Source organism: Bacillus sp. es.034 (genome assembly GCF_002563655.1).
Lineage (GTDB): Bacteria > Bacillota > Bacilli > Bacillales > Bacillaceae_B > Rossellomorea.
The window spans coordinates 4,135,907-4,153,513 of record NZ_PDIY01000001.1 but is presented as its reverse complement, the minus strand read 5'-3'; the positions used below and the strand labels follow the sequence as shown (position 1 = coordinate 4,153,513).

The 17,607-nt window shown below is 44.1% G+C and carries 20 protein-coding genes and 1 pseudogene; 18 read left to right on the top strand and 3 right to left on the bottom strand.

The window, feature by feature from the left end; all coding sequences use genetic code 11:
* Nucleotides 1-98 precede the first annotated feature (98 nt).
* The 5 genes from ATG71_RS21185 (at nucleotide 99) to ATG71_RS21165 (ending at nucleotide 4,605) form a co-directional block, all read left to right on the top strand.
* Nucleotides 99-875, top strand: coding sequence for a helix-turn-helix domain-containing protein (locus ATG71_RS21185; RefSeq protein WP_098441354.1), 777 nt, complete (start codon nucleotides 99-101; stop codon nucleotides 873-875).
* The gene (locus ATG71_RS21180) at nucleotides 859-1,317 is read left to right on the top strand and encodes an SRPBCC family protein (protein WP_286163089.1); all 459 of its coding nucleotides are present in this window, start codon (nucleotides 859-861) and stop codon (nucleotides 1,315-1,317) included. Before ATG71_RS21185 ends, ATG71_RS21180 begins: the two co-directional genes overlap by 17 nt.
* Before the next feature lie 144 nt (nucleotides 1,318-1,461).
* On the top strand, nucleotides 1,462-2,328 hold the full coding sequence (locus tag ATG71_RS21175; RefSeq protein ID WP_098441353.1) for a DMT family transporter: 867 nt from the start codon (nucleotides 1,462-1,464) through the stop codon (nucleotides 2,326-2,328).
* Nucleotides 2,329-2,439: 111 nt separating this feature from the next.
* Nucleotides 2,440-3,534 carry a serine hydrolase gene (locus ATG71_RS21170; RefSeq protein ID WP_098441352.1) on the top strand — a complete coding sequence of 365 codons (1,095 nt, stop codon included), beginning with the start codon at nucleotides 2,440-2,442 and terminating at the stop codon, nucleotides 3,532-3,534.
* 39 nt (nucleotides 3,535-3,573) lie between these two features.
* Complete coding sequence (locus ATG71_RS21165) at nucleotides 3,574-4,605, top strand: beta-carotene 15,15'-monooxygenase (RefSeq protein WP_098441351.1); 1,032 nt, start codon at nucleotides 3,574-3,576, stop codon at nucleotides 4,603-4,605.
* A gap of 46 nt (nucleotides 4,606-4,651) precedes the next feature.
* Here ATG71_RS21165 and ATG71_RS21160 read toward each other — a convergent pair.
* Nucleotides 4,652-5,284: pseudogene (locus ATG71_RS21160) on the bottom strand (ABC transporter ATP-binding protein); the annotation flags it as partial.
* Between the two features lie 92 nt (nucleotides 5,285-5,376).
* Complete coding sequence (locus tag ATG71_RS21155) at nucleotides 5,377-6,051, bottom strand: response regulator transcription factor (RefSeq protein ID WP_098441350.1); 675 nt, start codon at nucleotides 6,049-6,051, stop codon at nucleotides 5,377-5,379.
* 187 nt (nucleotides 6,052-6,238) lie between these two features.
* Here ATG71_RS21155 and ATG71_RS21150 point away from each other — a divergent pair, with 187 nt between their 5' ends.
* The 6 genes from ATG71_RS21150 (at nucleotide 6,239) to ATG71_RS21125 (ending at nucleotide 11,444) form a co-directional block, all read left to right on the top strand.
* The gene (locus ATG71_RS21150) at nucleotides 6,239-6,910 is read left to right on the top strand and encodes a sigma factor-like helix-turn-helix DNA-binding protein (protein WP_179886598.1); all 672 of its coding nucleotides are present in this window, start codon (nucleotides 6,239-6,241) and stop codon (nucleotides 6,908-6,910) included.
* A 3-nt stretch (nucleotides 6,911-6,913) separates the two neighbouring features.
* A complete protein-coding gene (gene clpP, locus ATG71_RS21145) occupies nucleotides 6,914-7,516 on the top strand; it encodes an ATP-dependent Clp endopeptidase proteolytic subunit ClpP (RefSeq protein ID WP_286163088.1) in 603 nt (200 codons plus the stop codon).
* Nucleotides 7,517-7,717: 201 nt separating this feature from the next.
* Complete coding sequence (locus ATG71_RS21140; protein WP_098441348.1) at nucleotides 7,718-8,236, top strand: hypothetical protein; 519 nt, start codon at nucleotides 7,718-7,720, stop codon at nucleotides 8,234-8,236.
* Between the two features lie 79 nt (nucleotides 8,237-8,315).
* Nucleotides 8,316-9,374: a C45 family autoproteolytic acyltransferase/hydrolase gene (locus ATG71_RS21135; RefSeq protein WP_098441347.1), complete on the top strand. Its 1,059-nt coding sequence runs from the start codon at nucleotides 8,316-8,318 to the stop codon at nucleotides 9,372-9,374.
* Nucleotides 9,375-9,588: 214 nt separating this feature from the next.
* The gene (locus ATG71_RS21130; RefSeq protein ID WP_098441346.1) at nucleotides 9,589-10,176 is read left to right on the top strand and encodes a helix-turn-helix domain-containing protein; all 588 of its coding nucleotides are present in this window, start codon (nucleotides 9,589-9,591) and stop codon (nucleotides 10,174-10,176) included.
* A 20-nt stretch (nucleotides 10,177-10,196) separates the two neighbouring features.
* The gene (locus tag ATG71_RS21125; protein ID WP_098441345.1) at nucleotides 10,197-11,444 is read left to right on the top strand and encodes a sensor histidine kinase; all 1,248 of its coding nucleotides are present in this window, start codon (nucleotides 10,197-10,199) and stop codon (nucleotides 11,442-11,444) included.
* Nucleotides 11,445-11,492: 48 nt separating this feature from the next.
* Here the strand turns inward: ATG71_RS21125 and ATG71_RS21120 are convergent, their stop codons facing one another.
* A complete protein-coding gene (locus ATG71_RS21120) occupies nucleotides 11,493-12,167 on the bottom strand; it encodes an NAD(P)H-dependent oxidoreductase (protein ID WP_098441344.1) in 675 nt (224 codons plus the stop codon).
* 164 nt (nucleotides 12,168-12,331) lie between these two features.
* Here ATG71_RS21120 and ATG71_RS21115 point away from each other — a divergent pair, with 164 nt between their 5' ends.
* The 7 genes from ATG71_RS21115 to ATG71_RS21085 all read left to right on the top strand — a co-directional run bounded on the left by ATG71_RS21115 (nucleotide 12,332) and on the right by ATG71_RS21085 (nucleotide 17,483).
* Nucleotides 12,332-12,616: a hypothetical protein gene (locus ATG71_RS21115; RefSeq protein WP_098441343.1), complete on the top strand. Its 285-nt coding sequence runs from the start codon at nucleotides 12,332-12,334 to the stop codon at nucleotides 12,614-12,616.
* Between the two features lie 34 nt (nucleotides 12,617-12,650).
* Nucleotides 12,651-13,196 (top strand): GNAT family N-acetyltransferase, encoded by a 546-nt coding sequence (locus ATG71_RS21110; RefSeq protein WP_098441342.1) that lies wholly within the window; start codon nucleotides 12,651-12,653, stop codon nucleotides 13,194-13,196.
* Nucleotides 13,197-13,408: 212 nt separating this feature from the next.
* Nucleotides 13,409-13,660 (top strand): FeoA family protein, encoded by a 252-nt coding sequence (locus tag ATG71_RS21105; RefSeq protein WP_098441341.1) that lies wholly within the window; start codon nucleotides 13,409-13,411, stop codon nucleotides 13,658-13,660.
* 2 nt (nucleotides 13,661-13,662) lie between these two features.
* Nucleotides 13,663-14,388: a FeoB small GTPase domain-containing protein gene (locus tag ATG71_RS21100; protein ID WP_098441340.1), complete on the top strand. Its 726-nt coding sequence runs from the start codon at nucleotides 13,663-13,665 to the stop codon at nucleotides 14,386-14,388.
* A complete protein-coding gene (locus ATG71_RS21095; protein ID WP_098441932.1) occupies nucleotides 14,375-15,766 on the top strand; it encodes a nucleoside recognition domain-containing protein in 1,392 nt (463 codons plus the stop codon). The genes ATG71_RS21100 and ATG71_RS21095 overlap by 14 nt, the downstream gene beginning before the upstream one ends.
* A gap of 116 nt (nucleotides 15,767-15,882) precedes the next feature.
* Nucleotides 15,883-16,491, top strand: a complete 609-nt coding sequence (locus ATG71_RS21090) for a methyltransferase (RefSeq protein ID WP_098441339.1) — start codon at nucleotides 15,883-15,885, stop codon at nucleotides 16,489-16,491.
* Nucleotides 16,492-16,565: 74 nt separating this feature from the next.
* Nucleotides 16,566-17,483 carry a ketopantoate reductase family protein gene (locus ATG71_RS21085; RefSeq protein ID WP_098441338.1) on the top strand — a complete coding sequence of 306 codons (918 nt, stop codon included), beginning with the start codon at nucleotides 16,566-16,568 and terminating at the stop codon, nucleotides 17,481-17,483.
* Nucleotides 17,484-17,607: the final 124 nt, after the last annotated feature.

The window sequence follows — 17,607 nt, the reverse complement described above, 5'->3', positions numbered from 1 at the left end:
ATTGAGATTGATTTATTAAGGTCATCATGTTACTATATAGTCACATATTACATGTGACCAATCACTCACATGTAAATCACAATGAAAGGATCCTTAACATGAAGGACGAGCTTTCCACCTTATTTAAAGCCTTGGGTCACCCGATTAGAAGGGAGATCCTTGACCTATTGAAGAAGTCAGCAAGAACGACAGGCGAACTGAATGACCATTTTCCAGAGGTGACTAGGTACGCGATCATGAAGCATTTGAACATTTTGGAGGAAGGGAATTTGGTTGTAGTGAAGCGTGAAGGCAAATTCAGGCGTAACTACCTGAATGCTATCCCACTGCAGAAAATGCATAACAGGTGGGTAGGTAAATATATGGAGTCTACAGCTAATTCACTTTTGAAGTTACGTTCATTAGCTGAAAACAAAGGAGGAGAAGAATCAATGGAACAAAGTAAAGTATTCCGTATTGAGCAAGAAGTGATGATAGATGCACCAAGGAAACAGGTATTTAAAGCGTTAACCGAGCAGGCTGGGGACTGGTGGGAATTTAAATTGGCTCCAGAGGGAGTAAGTTCACAATTCGCATTCGATCCTGTACCAGGCGGGCAATTCATAGAGAAATGGCGCAAGGATGAAGGAGCGCTATGGGGAACGGTGTATTATGTGAATGCACCGGAAGAAATTCGTCTGTACGGACATCTTGGAATGCAGGGCGCAGTAAACAGTGCGTATACGTATCGATTGATTGAAAAAGGGGATTCAACATTACTTCAATTATCCCATTCAGCTTCAGGAGTCATAGAAGAGGACTGGGCGGATAAGCATACAGAAGGGTGGACCTATTTACTTGGGACTCTGCTGAAAAATTATGTTGAAAAGAAATAAGGCGATGGTAGATGTCATCACAGAAATAGCGATACGCCGTCCGATCCAAATGGTAGCAGAATATGCTACAAATCCGGACAAGGCACCCGAGTGGTATATGAATATTGATTCAGCGGAATGGAAAACGGACAAGCCTTTATCCGTTCATTCTCATATTGCCTTTAAAGCTAGATTCTTGGGGAAGGATCTCTCCTATATATATGAAATTACAGAGTTCATCCCTGAACGGAAGCTCATCATGAGAACGGCTAGCGGGCCGTTCCTAATGGAAACCACCTATGAGTGGGAGTCGATTGATGAACAAACGACTAAAATGACCCTAAGGAATCAGGGGACCCCTGCCGGATTTTCCAAATGGATGACGCCCATTATGACATTCATGATGAAGAGAGCAAACAAAAAGGATTTAAAGAAAATCAAAGAAATCCTGGAAAATAAATAGAAAAAAAGTACTTTAATAGATTTCTTTTGTTCAAAAGACATTCCTATTTTTGGGGAAAATATGTGATGGTTCGGATTTTTTTCTTTCCCCCCTTTTTTTGATACACTAATTTAGTTGCTAAATTGTTTATCATTGGAGGATATAATGTCAAATCGAAATAAAGGCATATTACTTTTATTATTATCAGCGTTTGGTTTCTCCTTGATGGCTGCATTTGTCAAGTTATCGGGGGATGTGCCGACGATCCAGAAAACCTTCTTCCGGAATATCGTCTCTGCATTCATTGCATTCGGATTTGTCCGGTACCACAAGGAACGCTTATTTGGGAAAAAAGAAAATCAAAAACTTCTTTTATTGCGTTCCGGTTTAGGGGCTGTCGGGATCGTGCTCTTCTTTTATGCCATTGATCATCTTGTGCTGTCCGATGCCGATATGCTGAACAAGCTGAGCCCGTTTTTGACCATCATCTTTTCAGCTCTATTCCTGAAAGAGCGGACCCGCGTCTTTCAGGTGATAGCGATCATCATTGCCTTCAGCGGGACGCTGTTCATCATCAAACCGGCGTTCTCATTTGATGTCATCCCATACGTTGCAGGGGTGTTTTCCGCCATTTTTGCAGCAGGTGCCTACACGGTCCTCCGAGTGCTTGGGAGCAAGGAGAAGTTTTATACAGTCGTCTTTTACTTTTCCTTTTTCACGACGGTCGTGCTGCTCCCGTTCGTCATCGGGTTTTATGAACCGATGAGCGCGAAACAGTGGGTGTACCTGTTATCCGCAGGTGTCTTTGCGACAATCGGTCAGTTCGGGATCACGATCGCGTACAAGTTTGCGCCGGCAAGGGAGATCTCCATCTTCTTCTATTCAACTGTCATGTATTCCGCACTTATCAGCATCTTCCTGTTCGGTCAGGTGCCGGATGTCTTCAGTATCATCGGATACATTGTAATCTTCGGGGCATCATTGTATATGTTCCTGAAAAATAATGAAGCCGGAAAAGAACAATCAGCATGAATGAAACCTATCCATCACTTGGTGGATAGGTTTTTTACGATTTAATAATGAAACATTTACCATTTTTAAATCGTATATATACTAAACGACATAAAGACAGGAGCGAAGAAAATGAAGGTTGCTTTACTCATTAGTGGAGCTGGTTTGATGATCACTTTGATCATCATTGTGGCAGGCGTTAGACAGAACGCGGGAAAAAAGGATCCAGGCTATCTGTTAAACTATTTAAAACATCATAAGAATTGGGGCTTAACAGTGATCCGAAATGGGGAAAAGCTCGTGTCCGTCAGGGAAGATGAGATGTTCCCGTTAGCAAGTGCAATGAAGACAATCGTAGCCATTGAATATGCAAGGCAATACGGGGAAAAGAAATTGGATCCTTCCCGGAACGTTTCCTTGGAAGAACTTGATCGATACTATATCCCTGATACGGATGGAGGAGCCAATGAAGACTGGATAACGTTTTCCAAAGAAAAGGGTCTACTGCTTGGAAATACGACTACCCTCGAAAACGTAGTGAAAGGGATGGTCGTATTCAGCTCTAACGCAAACACTGACTATTTAATGGATCTCCTTGGAATCGAGGAAATAAACGGATCACTGGACGGGTTGGGCATTGAAAAACACGAGGCACTCTACCCTATCACCGGATCCATGCTGATTCCAACGTATTTGAAAATGAAAAATCCGTCATATACGGATGACTATATTGAGTCGAAAATCATGACGATGTCAGAAGAAGAATACATACAAACAGCTCAAACCGTTTCAGAAACATTAAAAAATGGAGAAAAGGAAACGTACATGGAAAATTGGTTATGCAGTCGAAGTATGCAAAAGGTTTGGTCTGACAGACTCCCGCGCAGCACGACCTCTGAATATGCATCCCTCATGGCGGAGCTGAATTCTAAGACTCTTTTTCAAAAAGGGACACAGGAGCGTTTGGATGCAATCATGGAAGGTATCATGGAGCATCCTGCCAATCGTGACTGGTTAAAGCACGCCGGACAAAAAGGGGGATCGACGGAGTTCCTCGTTACGAATGCGGCGTATGCGACAGATAAAGAAGGAAATACAACAGAGGTTGCCATCTTCACAAACGAGTTGGAAGCTGGAGAATTAGAGAAGATATCAGGGAGTTTGAATTCATTCATGCTCCATGTTTTAAGGGATGACGATTTCCGAAAAAAGCTGAAAGAGTTATAATGTAAGTAAATGGAATAGATGTAAATTGGAGGTGAGGGAATGGTAATCCGAAACTCGAAATGGTCATTTTTGGCGCTTGCCCTGTTAACACTCGTCCTCTTAAGTAATGTACTCCTGTATCAGCCAATCGTGCAGCAACTTTTGGCCATTGAACTTGAAAGTGGTGCCGTACTTGGGTCCTTAGTGGATCTGGTCATCATTTCACCGGCGCTTGCCTATGCCGCTTTTAAAGTTTCAAAGAAGCAGGCGTTCGGATTCGTCGTATTCGGTTTGGTCATAGCAAGAGTCATCATCCCTGAAGAATACTTTGCCCCCTATACGATCCTCCTGTACTCCGGGATAAGCTTTGAAGCCCTGTTCTTTCTGGCGGAGTTGGGTCTGATCTTCCTTCTGCTCAAAAGAATTCCAGTCATCCGGGAAGATATGAGATCATCGGGAACGGGAACGATCTTTTCATTCCTTCCTGCAGTCGAAAGAAAGGTAAGTAGACTCCCCCTTATCCGAATCCTGGCATCTGAGATCCTGATGGTGTATTACGCCTTCTTTAGCTGGCGGAAAAAAGCACCTGCTCATGCCGGAGCGGTTACAATGCATCATAAGACCAGTGCCATCGCCATGAATATCATGCTTATCCATGCCGTTGCGATCGAAACGATCGGTCTTCACTGGTGGCTTCACTCCAAGCTCCCGATCCTGTCATTTATCCTGCTCGTTTTAAACGTGTACAGCATTCTCCTCGTACTGGCCGAAATCCAAATAACACGGTTGCATCCTGTTGAAGTGAAAAATGGCGAGTTGCGGGTCGTGCAGGGATTAAGGCAGCGGCTGATTCTGCCCCTAACAAATATCGAGGCGATGGAATGGGGGAAGAAGAAACCAAGTAAAGGCACCATGGTCTTTATGCAGAAAGACTTTGAGGAGATTCATCCTCAAGTAATCCTGATCTTGAAGAAGCCCGTCGAAGCGACGCTGTTCATGGGTAAAAAAGAAGAGGTATCTAAAGTGGCTTTGAGAGTGGATGATCCTGAGAAGTTAAAACGGTTATTAGAGCAACATAAAAATCGTGCCTGACTCTAACCAGGCACGATCTCCTTTCTAACCCCATCCGATAAACCCAATCACATTTCCCGATCATCAACTCATCATGGGTGACCATGATGGTGGCGATATTCCTTTCCTTCGTTTCTTTTACCAATAATTCCACCACGGATTTTCCCCTTTTCCGGTCGAGGCTTGCTGTGGGTTCATCGGCAAGGATCAGCTTCGGTTCATTCATGAGGGCACGGGCGATGGCCACTCGCTGCTGTTCGCCTCCGGAGAGTTGTTCAGGAAAATGGGCTTTCCGTTTTTCAAGTCCAAGGTGAGACAATAATTCCAATGCCCGTTCCTGAAGGTGGTCCTTCTTTCTGGTAAGCTTCCCTACGAGTAACAGCTGCTCTTCCACTGTTAAGAAAGGAACCAGGTTCGATTGCTGAAAGATGAAGCCGATTTCCTTCAGGCGAAGAGCCGTTTGTTCTTTTCCTGTCATATCATGTACATTTCTTCCGTTTAGAGTCACCTCACCTCTTGTGGGGCTGGTCAATGCCCCGATGATGGAGAGGAGGGTGCTTTTCCCCGAACCGGACGGGCCGAGTATCGCCCCGAATTCCCCGCTGTTTACCTTCATGGAAATTTGGTCCAGGACCGTAAGTTCCACAACGTCCCGGGCGATTTCGGTGTTCTTTTCATCATTGGAAGGCTTTAAAATCAATTGATAATAAAGGTTCGAACCGATAAACGCAATCACGCTGCTTACGACCATGATCAACAAGGTGACGACGACGATCCGGATATAAAGGGTTTTCATTTAGGTACCTCCAATTTGTAGCCGACTCCCCGTACGGTCGTGATCGTGAAGGTATTGGCGGAACCCCGGAAACGTTCACGCAGTCGTTTAATATGCACATCGATGGTCCGGTCGTCCCCTTCAAAGTCAATTCCCCATACATGCTGGATAAGTTCATCCCGCGTAAATGTCCTGTTTGGAAAGCTTGCAAGATAATATAGCAGTTCGAATTCCTTGAGGGGAAGAATCATGGTCCTATTCCCGGCTTTCACCTCATAAGACCGTTTATCAAGCGTCATGTCTCCCAAGCGGACGGTTTGGGAACCTGCCCGGTCGAATCGTCTCAGGATCGCCTGCACCCGGAAAAGGAGTTCTTCTTTCTCAAAGGGTTTCACCATATAATCATCGGTCCCGGACTGGTATCCTTTCGCTTTATCCGTGATGCTGCCTCTCGCAGTCAGCATGATGATGGGGATATCATAGTCTTCCCTTATCTCACTTGCCAACTGAAATCCATCTTTATTCGGCATCATCAGGTCGATAATGGCAAGGTCGATGGTTTGATGGAGAAGAATGACGGAAGCAGCTTCGCCATCCGGTGCTTCTGTCACCAGGTATCCATTCTGCTCCAAATAAACGCGGACGAGCTTTCGCAGATGGGGATCATCATCAACGACAAGAATCGATATCATCGGGAGCACCTCATTTCTGTCATCGTTTTTTTATGATTTCACTTTAGCACAAGTGACGGAGATGAAACCAATTTATTACCCAACTCCCACCTGTTGGATATAATAATAATAAAATCATCCTTTTACCCATATCTTTTTCACAACCTTATCCGTTATAAGCATGAGAGGATGCAAAGGAGTGAAGACAATGCAAATGAGATCGGTATTCAACCTGGACGAAAAAGGGATAGAAGAAATGGTCCCAAAACTGTTCCGGTATTGCTATTTTCTGACGAAGGACAAATGGGACGGGGAGGATCTTGCCCAGGAATCGGTTTATAAAGCCCTCAGTCGCTACCCTGATCGTCAGGATTGGAGTCCTGCTTTACTAAAGAAAATGGCCTATCATCTGTGGATCGACAAGGGCCGGAAAGAGAGCAGGGAAACAATCGGATCTGTCCCGGAGTCTTGTGTGGAAAATCATCCAAAAGAGTGGATCAGTCCTGAGATGATCGGCCTGCTTTCTAACAGATTGACTCCCAAGCAACTGGTTGCCTTCGTATTAAAGGAAGCCTTTCAGTACAAAATTTCTGAAGTGGCCGTACTACTAAACCTGACAGAAACAGCTGTGAAGGCTTTATTGAACCGGTCGAGGGCCAAACTGAAAAAAATCTCCGTCGATGATGAATGGGTAGGAAGTGACGCATACTGGGATGAGAATCTCCAAAAAGAGCTGAACGCCATCTTATATCGGAGCCTGAAAGCACAGGATCCGAGTCTGCTAATCGCCTATATTCCGACGCTGCTTGCCTATGGACCGGTCCAGATGGTGCTACCGGTATCTCCTTCGCCTTCGACCATTCTCTCGATGGCTGCATAACGAATGAGGGAGGAAGAAGATATGAACGCAATACCTTATGTAATTGAACAATCAAGCAAAGGAGAACGTTCCTACGATATTTATTCACGGTTATTAAAGGACCGGATCATCATGGTGAGTGACGAAGTGAATGATCATATGGCCAATAGCATCGTTGCTCAATTATTATTCCTCGCAGCAGATGATCCCGATAAAGACATTTCCTTGTATATCAACAGTCCCGGGGGCTCGACTTCTGCGGGGTTCGCCATCTTTGATACGATGGAGTACATCAGCCCCGATGTGCGGACGATCTGTACGGGCATGGCGGCGTCATTCGGCGCAATGCTGCTCTTGGCAGGCACGAAAGGAAAACGGTTTGCCCTGCCTAATAGTGAAATCATGATCCATCAGCCGTTGGGAGGAGCTAGAGGGCAGGCGACAGACCTTGAGATTTCGGCTAAGCGCATCCTGAAGTTAAGGGAGCATATCAACGAAATCATAGCTGAGAAAACGGGGCAATCGGTTGAAAAAGTAGCATTTGATACGGATCGTGACTACTTCATGAGTGCCTATGAGGCGAAGGAATATGGGATCATTGATGAGATTATCGAGAAGAAGAAGTGATGTGATGGATGTGGGACGGTCTGGATGGCCGTTCTTTTTTTTATTCAGCTGCTGAATAACTGGATGAATTCAGCAGCTGAATGAGCAGGATTGTACCAGGTACAGAGTGGTGATTCTGTACCTGGTACAATCATCACAATATATACCAAAACGTAAAAGGTATATGGTAAAATAAACCACGAGTGACAGGGGGGATAACAAGTGACATTATTTTTTATTTTGGGTCTTGTCGGGCTCTTTATTTTCATGAAAATTCCGAGGGAGAGAATCTTTACGTTTAAATGGATTCATTCTCTGAATAAGCATAAGTGGTTTCAGAATCCCTGGTTAGTCGGGGTGTTTTTGTTTGGGATGAATCTATTATTATTCGGTACAACCGGGCTGCTATTGTATGGTACGACTCTCCTGATGATTCCATACGTTCACCTCATTATTATGATGCTTGCCACTGTGTTGAGTCTTCTCCTATGGAGTTCACTTGTCCGTACAAAAGTGTGGGGGAAAGGGGAGCGATGGAAAGCAGGAACGCTCGGAAGCAGTTTTTATTTGTTGCTTTTTTTGTTTATCCTGTACCAATGGAACACGTATGTACCTCAGTATCCAGGTGAAGACGGATTTATGGCTTTCATCGGTTTTTTCCTTGGGTTAGTGGTGACCGGTATGGCGTTCCTCATATGTTTTATGATCATTGTTTTTCTTCCGGTTGATAGGCGTGTATAGAAGGATGGCGATTGCTTTCCTTTTCCAATCCCTTCTATTATCCTTGTAGAATAGATTATGATGAAAATGAGGTTTTAGCATGAAAACAATACATAGCGATGTGGTTCAATTTCGCGGTTCCCATTATGACTTCGGATTTATGCAAGGGGAACGGATAAAGGATTCCATAACGGTTAGAAATCGGGAAAATCAATGGAAAGTACGTAAGCCCCGCTTCTCCATCAGCGTTGAGGAAACAAAGGGAGCAATCAATCGATTTGCCCCAGGCCTCTGGGATGAACTCCTGGGGTTACAAGAAGCCCTCAAGTGGCCGATGGAGCGGGTGCTGAAGGAGTTTGGCGGCTACCGGGTGGATTATGTGAAGTCCGGCTGCTCGATCGTAACGGGTACAGACTATCTGATCAGGAATTATGATTATCATCCGAAAACGTATGAGGGACGCTATACGTTCTTTCAACCGACGGATACAGGATATGCCATCATCGGTCCAAGTCAGCGTGTGACCGGCAGGATGGACGGAATGAACGAACATGGCCTGGCACTGGGGTATAACTTCATGCACCGGAAAAATCCCGGAGATGGTTTCATTTGCTGTATGATCGGACGATTGATCCTTGAATCCTGTAAAGATGGTACCGAAGCCGTCGATATGTTGAAGGAAATCCCTCATAGGCATTCGTTCAGCTATGTCGTGTATGACAGGAGCGGGGAAACGTTTATAGTGGAAACCTCACCTCGTGGGGTGGAGGTAAGGCAATCCAATGCATGCACCAATCATTTTGAAATCATGACCGATGAGAACCGAAATCACCTGGTCGATTCCAAGCGACGATTGAGCATCATCAAGGAATCGGGTGATCAAGACGCTCATAGGGCCTTCCGATTAATGAATGACAGTGATAAAGGGGTATTCTCGGATCTTTACGGCAGTTGGGCCGGCACGATTCATACATCAGCTTATTTTCCAAAAGAAATGAAAGCATGGTTTGCCCTTGGCGGAGACCGGGAGCCTGTTATCTTCGATTTTGCCGAATGGCTAAAGGGGAAGGATGTTGAACAGGAAAAAATGACAGGCAAAGTGGATACTGATATTCCGTTTGTTCATATGGATGAGGGGGCGGATTGGTTCAGGAACTAAATGTAGGACTTCAGGTTTACTCCTGGAGTTCTTTTTTTATGAATGGATGGGGACGTAACTTCCATTTTACTAGAAGAATTTTTCTGTTTTTTCCTTAATTGTAGGGCTTTTAGTCGGTTTTACGGTATTTTGCAATAGTGACAAAATAGTCACATAGTTTTTGAATAGTGAATCAGTATAATAGAACTAGAAAGGTTTTGTAGGAGGGATGCGAATGAGTCATCAGAAGAGAAATTGGCTAGAGAGATTAAGAAAAATGAAGGGTTATAGCCAAGAAGACATTGCCTATTTAGTTCACATCGATCGATCTTATTATTCAAAGATTGAAAGTGGCGTAAGAATTCCAAGTAAGAGGCTTGCAGAGAACTTGGCAGACTTATTGAAATTTCATGTTTCCGTCTTTGAATTAGAGGAAAGTCCCTTTTATATTGCCCTCCAAGATTCTCCCATGGTGATTGCCCATTTTGATTTGGATCTTAGATATACGTGGATTTTTAACCCGAATCCTGAACTTGACCCCGTCTCGGTGATTGGAAGGAACGATGTGGAATTAGGGGATAACCGAGGCACAAGGGCATTAATGAAAATAAAACAAGAGGTAATAAAGAACCGTACATCATTGAGAAAGGTTATTTCCTTTCCGATAGCCGATCAAATGTATGAGTATGATGTGAACTGCCATCCATTATTTAATCATAAAGGAGAGCTGATCGGGGGGAGTTCGGCCTCCACGCAGCTGATAAAGGAGGAAGATCGGAATCCTGATTATGAAAATTCACTCCTGATGAAGGATACCGATTGAAATGAGGGAGGGGTGTTTGATTGTATGATTCTGTTTTAACGAACTTATTAATGAACTTTTTATTTATTGTAGTGGGACTACTCCTTTTCGCCATTTATTATGACACCACAAAGAAGCAACCTTCAAAAGGGATTGTCATCCTCCTTTCCACGATCACGATTCTATTATGTGTGATGTTCAGTTATAAGCTGGCAAATGGTATTTATGTAGATTTGCGAAGGATCCCTTTTTTTCTGGCCAGCTTATATTTCGGCCCGGTCGTTTCCTTCGTTCTCATGATCATGATCATAGCAATCAGATATTTCATCATTGGGAGCGGTCTTATCCATTTAGTGATTCTCAACTATTTTGTCACCTTTTTAATTTTGGCAGCCTTTTCAAAAGGATTTCTTCGTGCTAAGAGAAAAGTAAAAATGCTATTCCTGGTTATCATTTGTTTCAGTATGACGATATTTAATCTTCTGTTTGGATATATTCATGAAGCTGAAATCACGATGGATGAGTATCTGTACCTCGTTCTCATTCCGCTGGCAGCCACTGTTATCTCTGTGATGATTGCGGAGATGATACGGAAATTAATGGAGATGAAAAAGACTCTGTCTCAACACGAGAAGCTTCAGGTTTTGAGCCGGTTGGCGGCGAGTCTTTCACATGAAATTCGAAATCCATTAACTTCGTCAAAAGGATTTTTGCAGCTGGTACAAGAAGAAAAAGACGAAAAAATACAGAAAGAATTTATTCATTTGTCTTTAAAAGGGATTGATCAGGCAACCCATGTCATAGAGGAATATTTGACGTTTACTAATTCAACGCCAGAAAAGGCGGAAAGTATCGATGTAAAGGATTCTCTTATGGAGCTGATTGAAATCGTAAAACCAAAGGCTCCACATATTTCCTTCCGTTATCAACTCTTAGATGGTGTTCATGTAGAAGGGCAACGCCACAATTTTATTAAATGCATGGGAAACATCATGACCAATGCTATAGAATCCATGCCTCAGGGTGGGCAAGTTTCGATTGGGGTGATCGAGAAGGAAAAGGTTATTATTTCGATCTCTGATTCAGGAAAAGGAATGACCGATGAGCAGATCCGACGTTTCGGTGAACCGTTCTTTACAACAAAGGATGAAGGCACGGGCCTCGGGATAATGGCAGCCACGATCATTGTTCATTCCATGAAGGGGAAAATGGAAGTGGAAAGTGAACTGAACAAAGGTACAACGGTGATGATCGAATTGCAAAGAGCCATTAAGACAGAGGCAGGCTAACAAGAGAAAAAAAGGAATCCCGACGGACGCGGGATTCCTTTCATTTTATTATACGAACTTCACGATATCCTCAAATGAGCGACGGGATTTCGGTGCTGGATCCTTGACCCGGTAACCGAATGCAACCATGACGGAAATACCGAAGTGACCGTCTTCAAGCAGGCCTTCTTCATTCAGTAATGTATTCATCTTCTCAACATCAAATCCTTCGATCGGGCAGGAATCTACACCGATCTGGGCAGCAGCGGTCATCATATTACCAAGGGCAATATACGTCTGCTTTCCGGCCCAGTCGTATAGAGGACGGTCGCCTTCAAGTAAATCGAAATCAACCTTCTGGAACTGTTCAATCCTCTCTAAGTATTTTGCCAAATGATCTTCAGGCATATTTTTCTTATTTTTGAAATGATCCTGTAAATAGTCAGAATCGTACTTGGTATCCTGTTTGGTTCTAGCCAGGATTACGACGAAATGACTGGCATCAGGGAGTTTACCGTATGCTCCCCAAGCGGTGTTCTTAATCTTTTCTCTAAGTTCAGGATTTTGGATGACCAGGAATCTCCATGGTTCGAATCCGAAGGAACTTGGAGACAGGCGGCCCGTTTCCATAATGAATCTGAAATCGTCATCAGATACTTTCTTATTCGGATCAAATTCTTTGGTTGCATGTCTGAAATGGTATGCATCGAGAATATCTTGCTTGGTTTGATCTTTATTAGACATCAAATATCCACTCCTTATCTATTAATTCCAACATGTTTAACTTACCACAAGTTCCGAAGGTTAATCATGTGATGTGATTGGGTGAACTCTTTTTTTATGTATCGTGAAACAAATGGTTGATTCTATCCGTATATAGGTAAAAGAAGTAAAAGGAGATGAACGAAATGGAATTCATCTGGATCATCCTTGCGGGGGGCGGGGCACTTTTTCTATTCAATTGGCTGATGGGCTACAGAAAAGGACATATTCAAATCGATTTTGAAGAGCGGTATTTTAAAGAAAAAGAGTATATTGAAGCGATCAAACGAGAGCTTGTAGAGCAGGGGAGAAACGTGGAATATGAGGGAGACAGGAAATTCCTTATAGACGGTCGGCGTTATTTATTGATTGAACGGAATGTTTCAATGGGAGGGGTCCCTTTGCAAAGGACGATTTTAAAGCCTGTATAGGGACAGTCATATTGATAATAAGGGGGAAGAGACTTTGAATACTGTTGAAATAAGAAAAGTTTCGGAATTTGATCTAAACGGAGACGTTCAAGGTCACTTGCAGCGGTTATTATGTGAGTGCTTCGGAGGGGATTATCCTGTGGACAGGATCTATTTCAAACAGAAGCCTCACGTAAGATTTCTGGCATACATAGAAGATCGTTTAGTTGGACATATCGCATGTGATTATCGGGTGATGAATTTGAATGGAAAGCGTATAAATGTGTTAAGCCTCATTGATGTCTGTGTTGCATCCACTATGCGTTCCCAGGGGATCGGATCTCAATTGTTGAGTAAAATAGATGAATTTTGTCAAGATCGGGACATTGATTATATTGTGTTATTCGCTGATGACCCTGATTTATATGAACGCAACGGGTTCCAAAGGGTACAGAATCGCTGCAGGTGGTTAAAGATCAACGATAAGAATCAAACGACATACGGGATCGGACATGAAGTCATCGATGAACTCATGGTTAAAGCGGTTGGTGAGAAAGGTTGGGAAGAGGGAGAGCTTGATCTATTAGGGTATCTTGGTTAATAAGTGCTTTCCATATGTCTGTTTCAAAAAGGGGTATCTGGCTGCCAGATGCTTCTTTTTTTATGTCATGAATGGTCGACCATTTAAAAAATCCCCAAAAATATGAAACTTTGTTTGACATTTTTGGGGTGAAGGGAATAAGATGAACATATAATTTGCACAAGGGAAACTTTTTAATATAAAGACAATATAATTTACCGGAGGAATGAAATATGTCCGAAGTCAAGAAATTACTTCTATCAGAATGTAAACCAGGCGACCGCGTTCTTATAACATCACTATCATTAGAAGGTACCATGAGAAGAAGATTATTGGATCTGGGATTTGTAAGGGGATCAGAGGTAGCGGTCGTTCAAAAAAGTCCACTGGGAGATCCAATGGCCTTTCGGGTGAGTGACACCACGATTGCCCTCCGTAAAGAAGAAAGTTCAAGGATTCAAGTTGAGAAAATAGGAGGTGTGTAAGGATGGAAGCATACAGAATTGCTCTTGCAGGAAATCCGAATACAGGGAAAAGTACATTATTTAATCTATTGACGGGGTTAAGACAACACACAGGGAACTGGCCTGGTAAAACGGTCATCCACGCAGAAGGTGACTTCATACACAATAAGACGGATTTCACCATCGTCGATCTGCCCGGGACCTACTCCCTCTACTCCAATTCAACAGATGAAGAGGTTGCGAGGGACTATATTATCTTTGATAAACCGGACGTGACACTGGTGGTACTGGACGCAACGTCCCTTGAGAGAAATATGAATCTCGCCCTTCAAGTGATGGAAATGACGGATCGAGTGATAGTAGCCCTCAATTTGATGGATGAAGCGAAGAAAAAAGGAATCGAAGTAAACAGTGAAGCATTAAGCAAAAAACTGGGCGTACCAGTTGTGAAAATATCGGCGAGAAATAATACGGGCATCAAGGAGTTACTGGATACCATACATGAAATGGCTCTAGGAAATGTACCGACCACTCCATACCGCATGACCTATTCTGCGGATATCGAAGCGAAAATAGAAGAGCTTTCTCCAAAAGTACGGCAAATGATCGGGGATGAGTTTCCGATTCGATGGATTTCCCTGCGATTATTGGATGGAGATGAAAGCATACTCAATTCGTTGAATGATTACTTCCGGAGGGAACGAAAGAAAGGAGGATTTTCCAATGTCTCAGTCAATGCAACCACATGAGGGAGATCAGGGACTTGCGTACTTATTCAATCATGCGAAAGGGATGTCAAGTGACAACCTGAGGGATGAAATTGTCGAAAACATTTATTCGACGAGCAGAGGGATCTGCAAAGAAGTCGTAAAATACAAAAACAAAGAACGGATCCATTCCGAAAAGCTGGATAAAGTGCTGACTTCACCCATTTGGGGATTCCCTATCATGCTTGCCATGCTTGGAGCGGTGTTTTATCTGACGATTGCGGGGGCAAATATCCCATCCAGCATGCTGGCACAAGGATTCTCCTGGATGGAAGGGCAGCTGACCATTCTATTTAACGCCATGAATGCACCAGCATGGCTTCACGGTGTACTCGTACTGGGTTTCTTCAGGGGTACCGGATGGGTGATCAGCGTCATGCTTCCTCCGATGGCGATTTTCTTCCCGGCTTTTGCTCTTCTTGAGAATTATGGGTATTTACCCCGTGTCGCCTTCAATATGGACCGCCTGTTTAAGAAAGCAGGAGGGCACGGAAAGCAATCCTTGACGATGGCGATGGGCTTCGGGTGTAATGCTGCTGCCATCATGTCGACCAGGATCATCGAATCACCGAGAGAACGGATGCTTGCCATCCTGACTAATAACTTTGTTCCTTGCAATGGTCGCTGGCCGACTTTGATCCTGCTCGCTTCCCTATTCATGGCAGCGGGGTATGCCGGGGGGATGGCTTCCCTAGTGACCGCCGGAATGGTCATGACCATGGTGTTGATCGGAATTGTCGTGACGATTTCGGTGTCCTGGATACTGTCCAAAACGGCACTTAAAGGAGTTCCGACTCATTACACACTCGAGTTACCTCCATATCGTCGTCCGAAAATCTGGAGTACCATTTTGCGCTCGAGTAAAGATAAATCCTGGTATGTGTTAAAAAGGGCCGTGATCGTGGCCGCGCCAGCTTCGATCATCACGTGGATCATCGCCAATATCCATATCGGTGACACGAGCATCCTGATGCATTTCGTTCAGTTCCTGGATCCTTTCGGGCAGGCACTTGGGATGGATGGGTTCATCCTGGCAGCCTTTATCATCGGACTGCCGGCAAACGAAATTGTCGTGCCGATCCTGATCATGGCCTATCTTTCTCAAGGGGCGATGCTTGAACTTGATGATCTGACCGAGTTAAAGGCGGTCTTCGTCAGTCACGGATGGACGTGGTTAACGGCACTGAATATGATGCTCTTTTCCCTTCTCCATTTCCCTTGCGGCACGACCCTTGTGAATATTTATAAGGAAACGAAAAGCAAGAAATGGACGTTCCTGTCTTTTGCGATTCCGACAGCGATTGCGATCGGGGTCACATTTCTGGTAGCAACGATTGTCAGGGCACTGGGCTGGGTATAAGGAATATGAAAGCAAATCCCTTTAGGAGGGGTTTGCTTTTTTAATGTCTGAAAGGAATCGGGAATCGTGGTACGATGGAAGAGCGTCTATACGGCAGGTTCAATAAGGAGAACAGAATGAACGAACATGATTATGATACATTACTGAATATCAAAACCGGCGATCGTCAAATAGGCTTTCATAGATCCTTTCATTATCATCGCTATGAACCGACTCCATACGCGGCTTTACAGGAGTTGTTTCAGGAGTATGAACTGAAAAGCAGTGACCGGGTCGTGGATTTCGGATGTGGGAAAGGCCGCTTGAACTTCTTCGTTCATCATCTTTTTCGATCGACTGTCATCGGTGTGGAAATGAACGACGAGTTTTACGAAGATTGCATGAAGAATCTTTCAACCTATCGTGAGAAAACAAAATTCAGGAACGGTACGATTTCCTTTTGCCATTGCCTGGCTGAGGACTATGAAATTAACCCGGCAGACAATCGTTTCTACTTTTTCAATCCCTTTTCCGTTCAAATTTTTATAAAAGTCATCAATCATATTCTTTTATCAGTGGAATCCTTCCCCCGGGACATCGAGATTCTTCTGTACTACAGCTCCGATGATTATGTTCATTTCCTGGAGGATCATCCATTATTTCAGCTGCGAAAAGAAGTCGTGTTAACAGGGGAGTTCGCGAAGAACGAATATGAGCGTTTTCTGGTTTATGGGTTGATGTACTGATCAGAACTTTTGATTTATCCGCTTTCATATTGGAGAATGAAATAGAAGATCTAATAAAAAGGGAGGCGGATGGAATGAGAATATTGGTTGTAGGAGCAGGAGCCGTCGGCGGATACTTTGGAGGCAGATTGGCAGAGAAGGGTGAGGACGTCACATTTCTCGTGCGGGATAAAAGGGAACATCAGTTGAAAGAACATGGACTTCACATCGAAAGCGTTCATGGCGATTATCACTATCAGCCGAAGACCCTTAAGGCTGAAGAAAAAGCAGAGCCATTTGACGTTGTCATATTATCCACCAAAGCGTATCACCTAGAAGGGGCCATCGATAGTCTACATCCGTTTGTAGGGGAGAACACAATGATTCTTCCACTGTTGAACGGCATGTCCCACGTCGATGACCTGATCGAGGCCTTCGGGGAAGAAAAGGTGATAGGCGGCCTATGCTTTGTCGAGTCCACACTTGATGGTTCAGGTAAAGTCATTCAGACAAGCCCTATCCATGACCTGGTGTTTGGAGAGAGAAATGGAGATCGGACGGACCGCATCACCAGTTTGGAAGAAGCTTTCTCTGGAACGAAAGCGAGCTTCCGATTATCCGATAGCATCGAGCAGGAAATGTGGCACAAATATCTCTTTATCACCACCCTTTCAGGAGTCACTTCCCTCTATCGTGCCCCGATCGGTCCGATCCGGGAGACCGGTGAAGGAGAGGGACGGATCAAGGCGGTCCTTTCTCAGGCAGCGATGGTCATGAGGAAGTTGGGGGCGCCTCTTGCAGAAAAGATTGAAGACGCACTTTACGATAAAATCAGCGGGATGGGCTACAGCATGAAGTCTTCCCTGCAGCGTGATATGGAGAAGAATCTTTCAGTCGAGGCCGATCATTTATACGGTTTCTTGCTGGACGCTGCCGAGAGTCAGGACATAGTGGCTCCTGATTTACGGTTGATTTATGGGAATTTGAAAATTTATGAGATTGCGAGTCAATGAATATGGGAGACATCGGATGCCTTTGGGGTGTCCGGTGTTTTTTTTATGGGTGGGGGTGGGTTCAGCAGCTGAATGAGAGGGTGTATTCACCTGCTGATTATCAGAGTAAAATCAATAGCTGAAT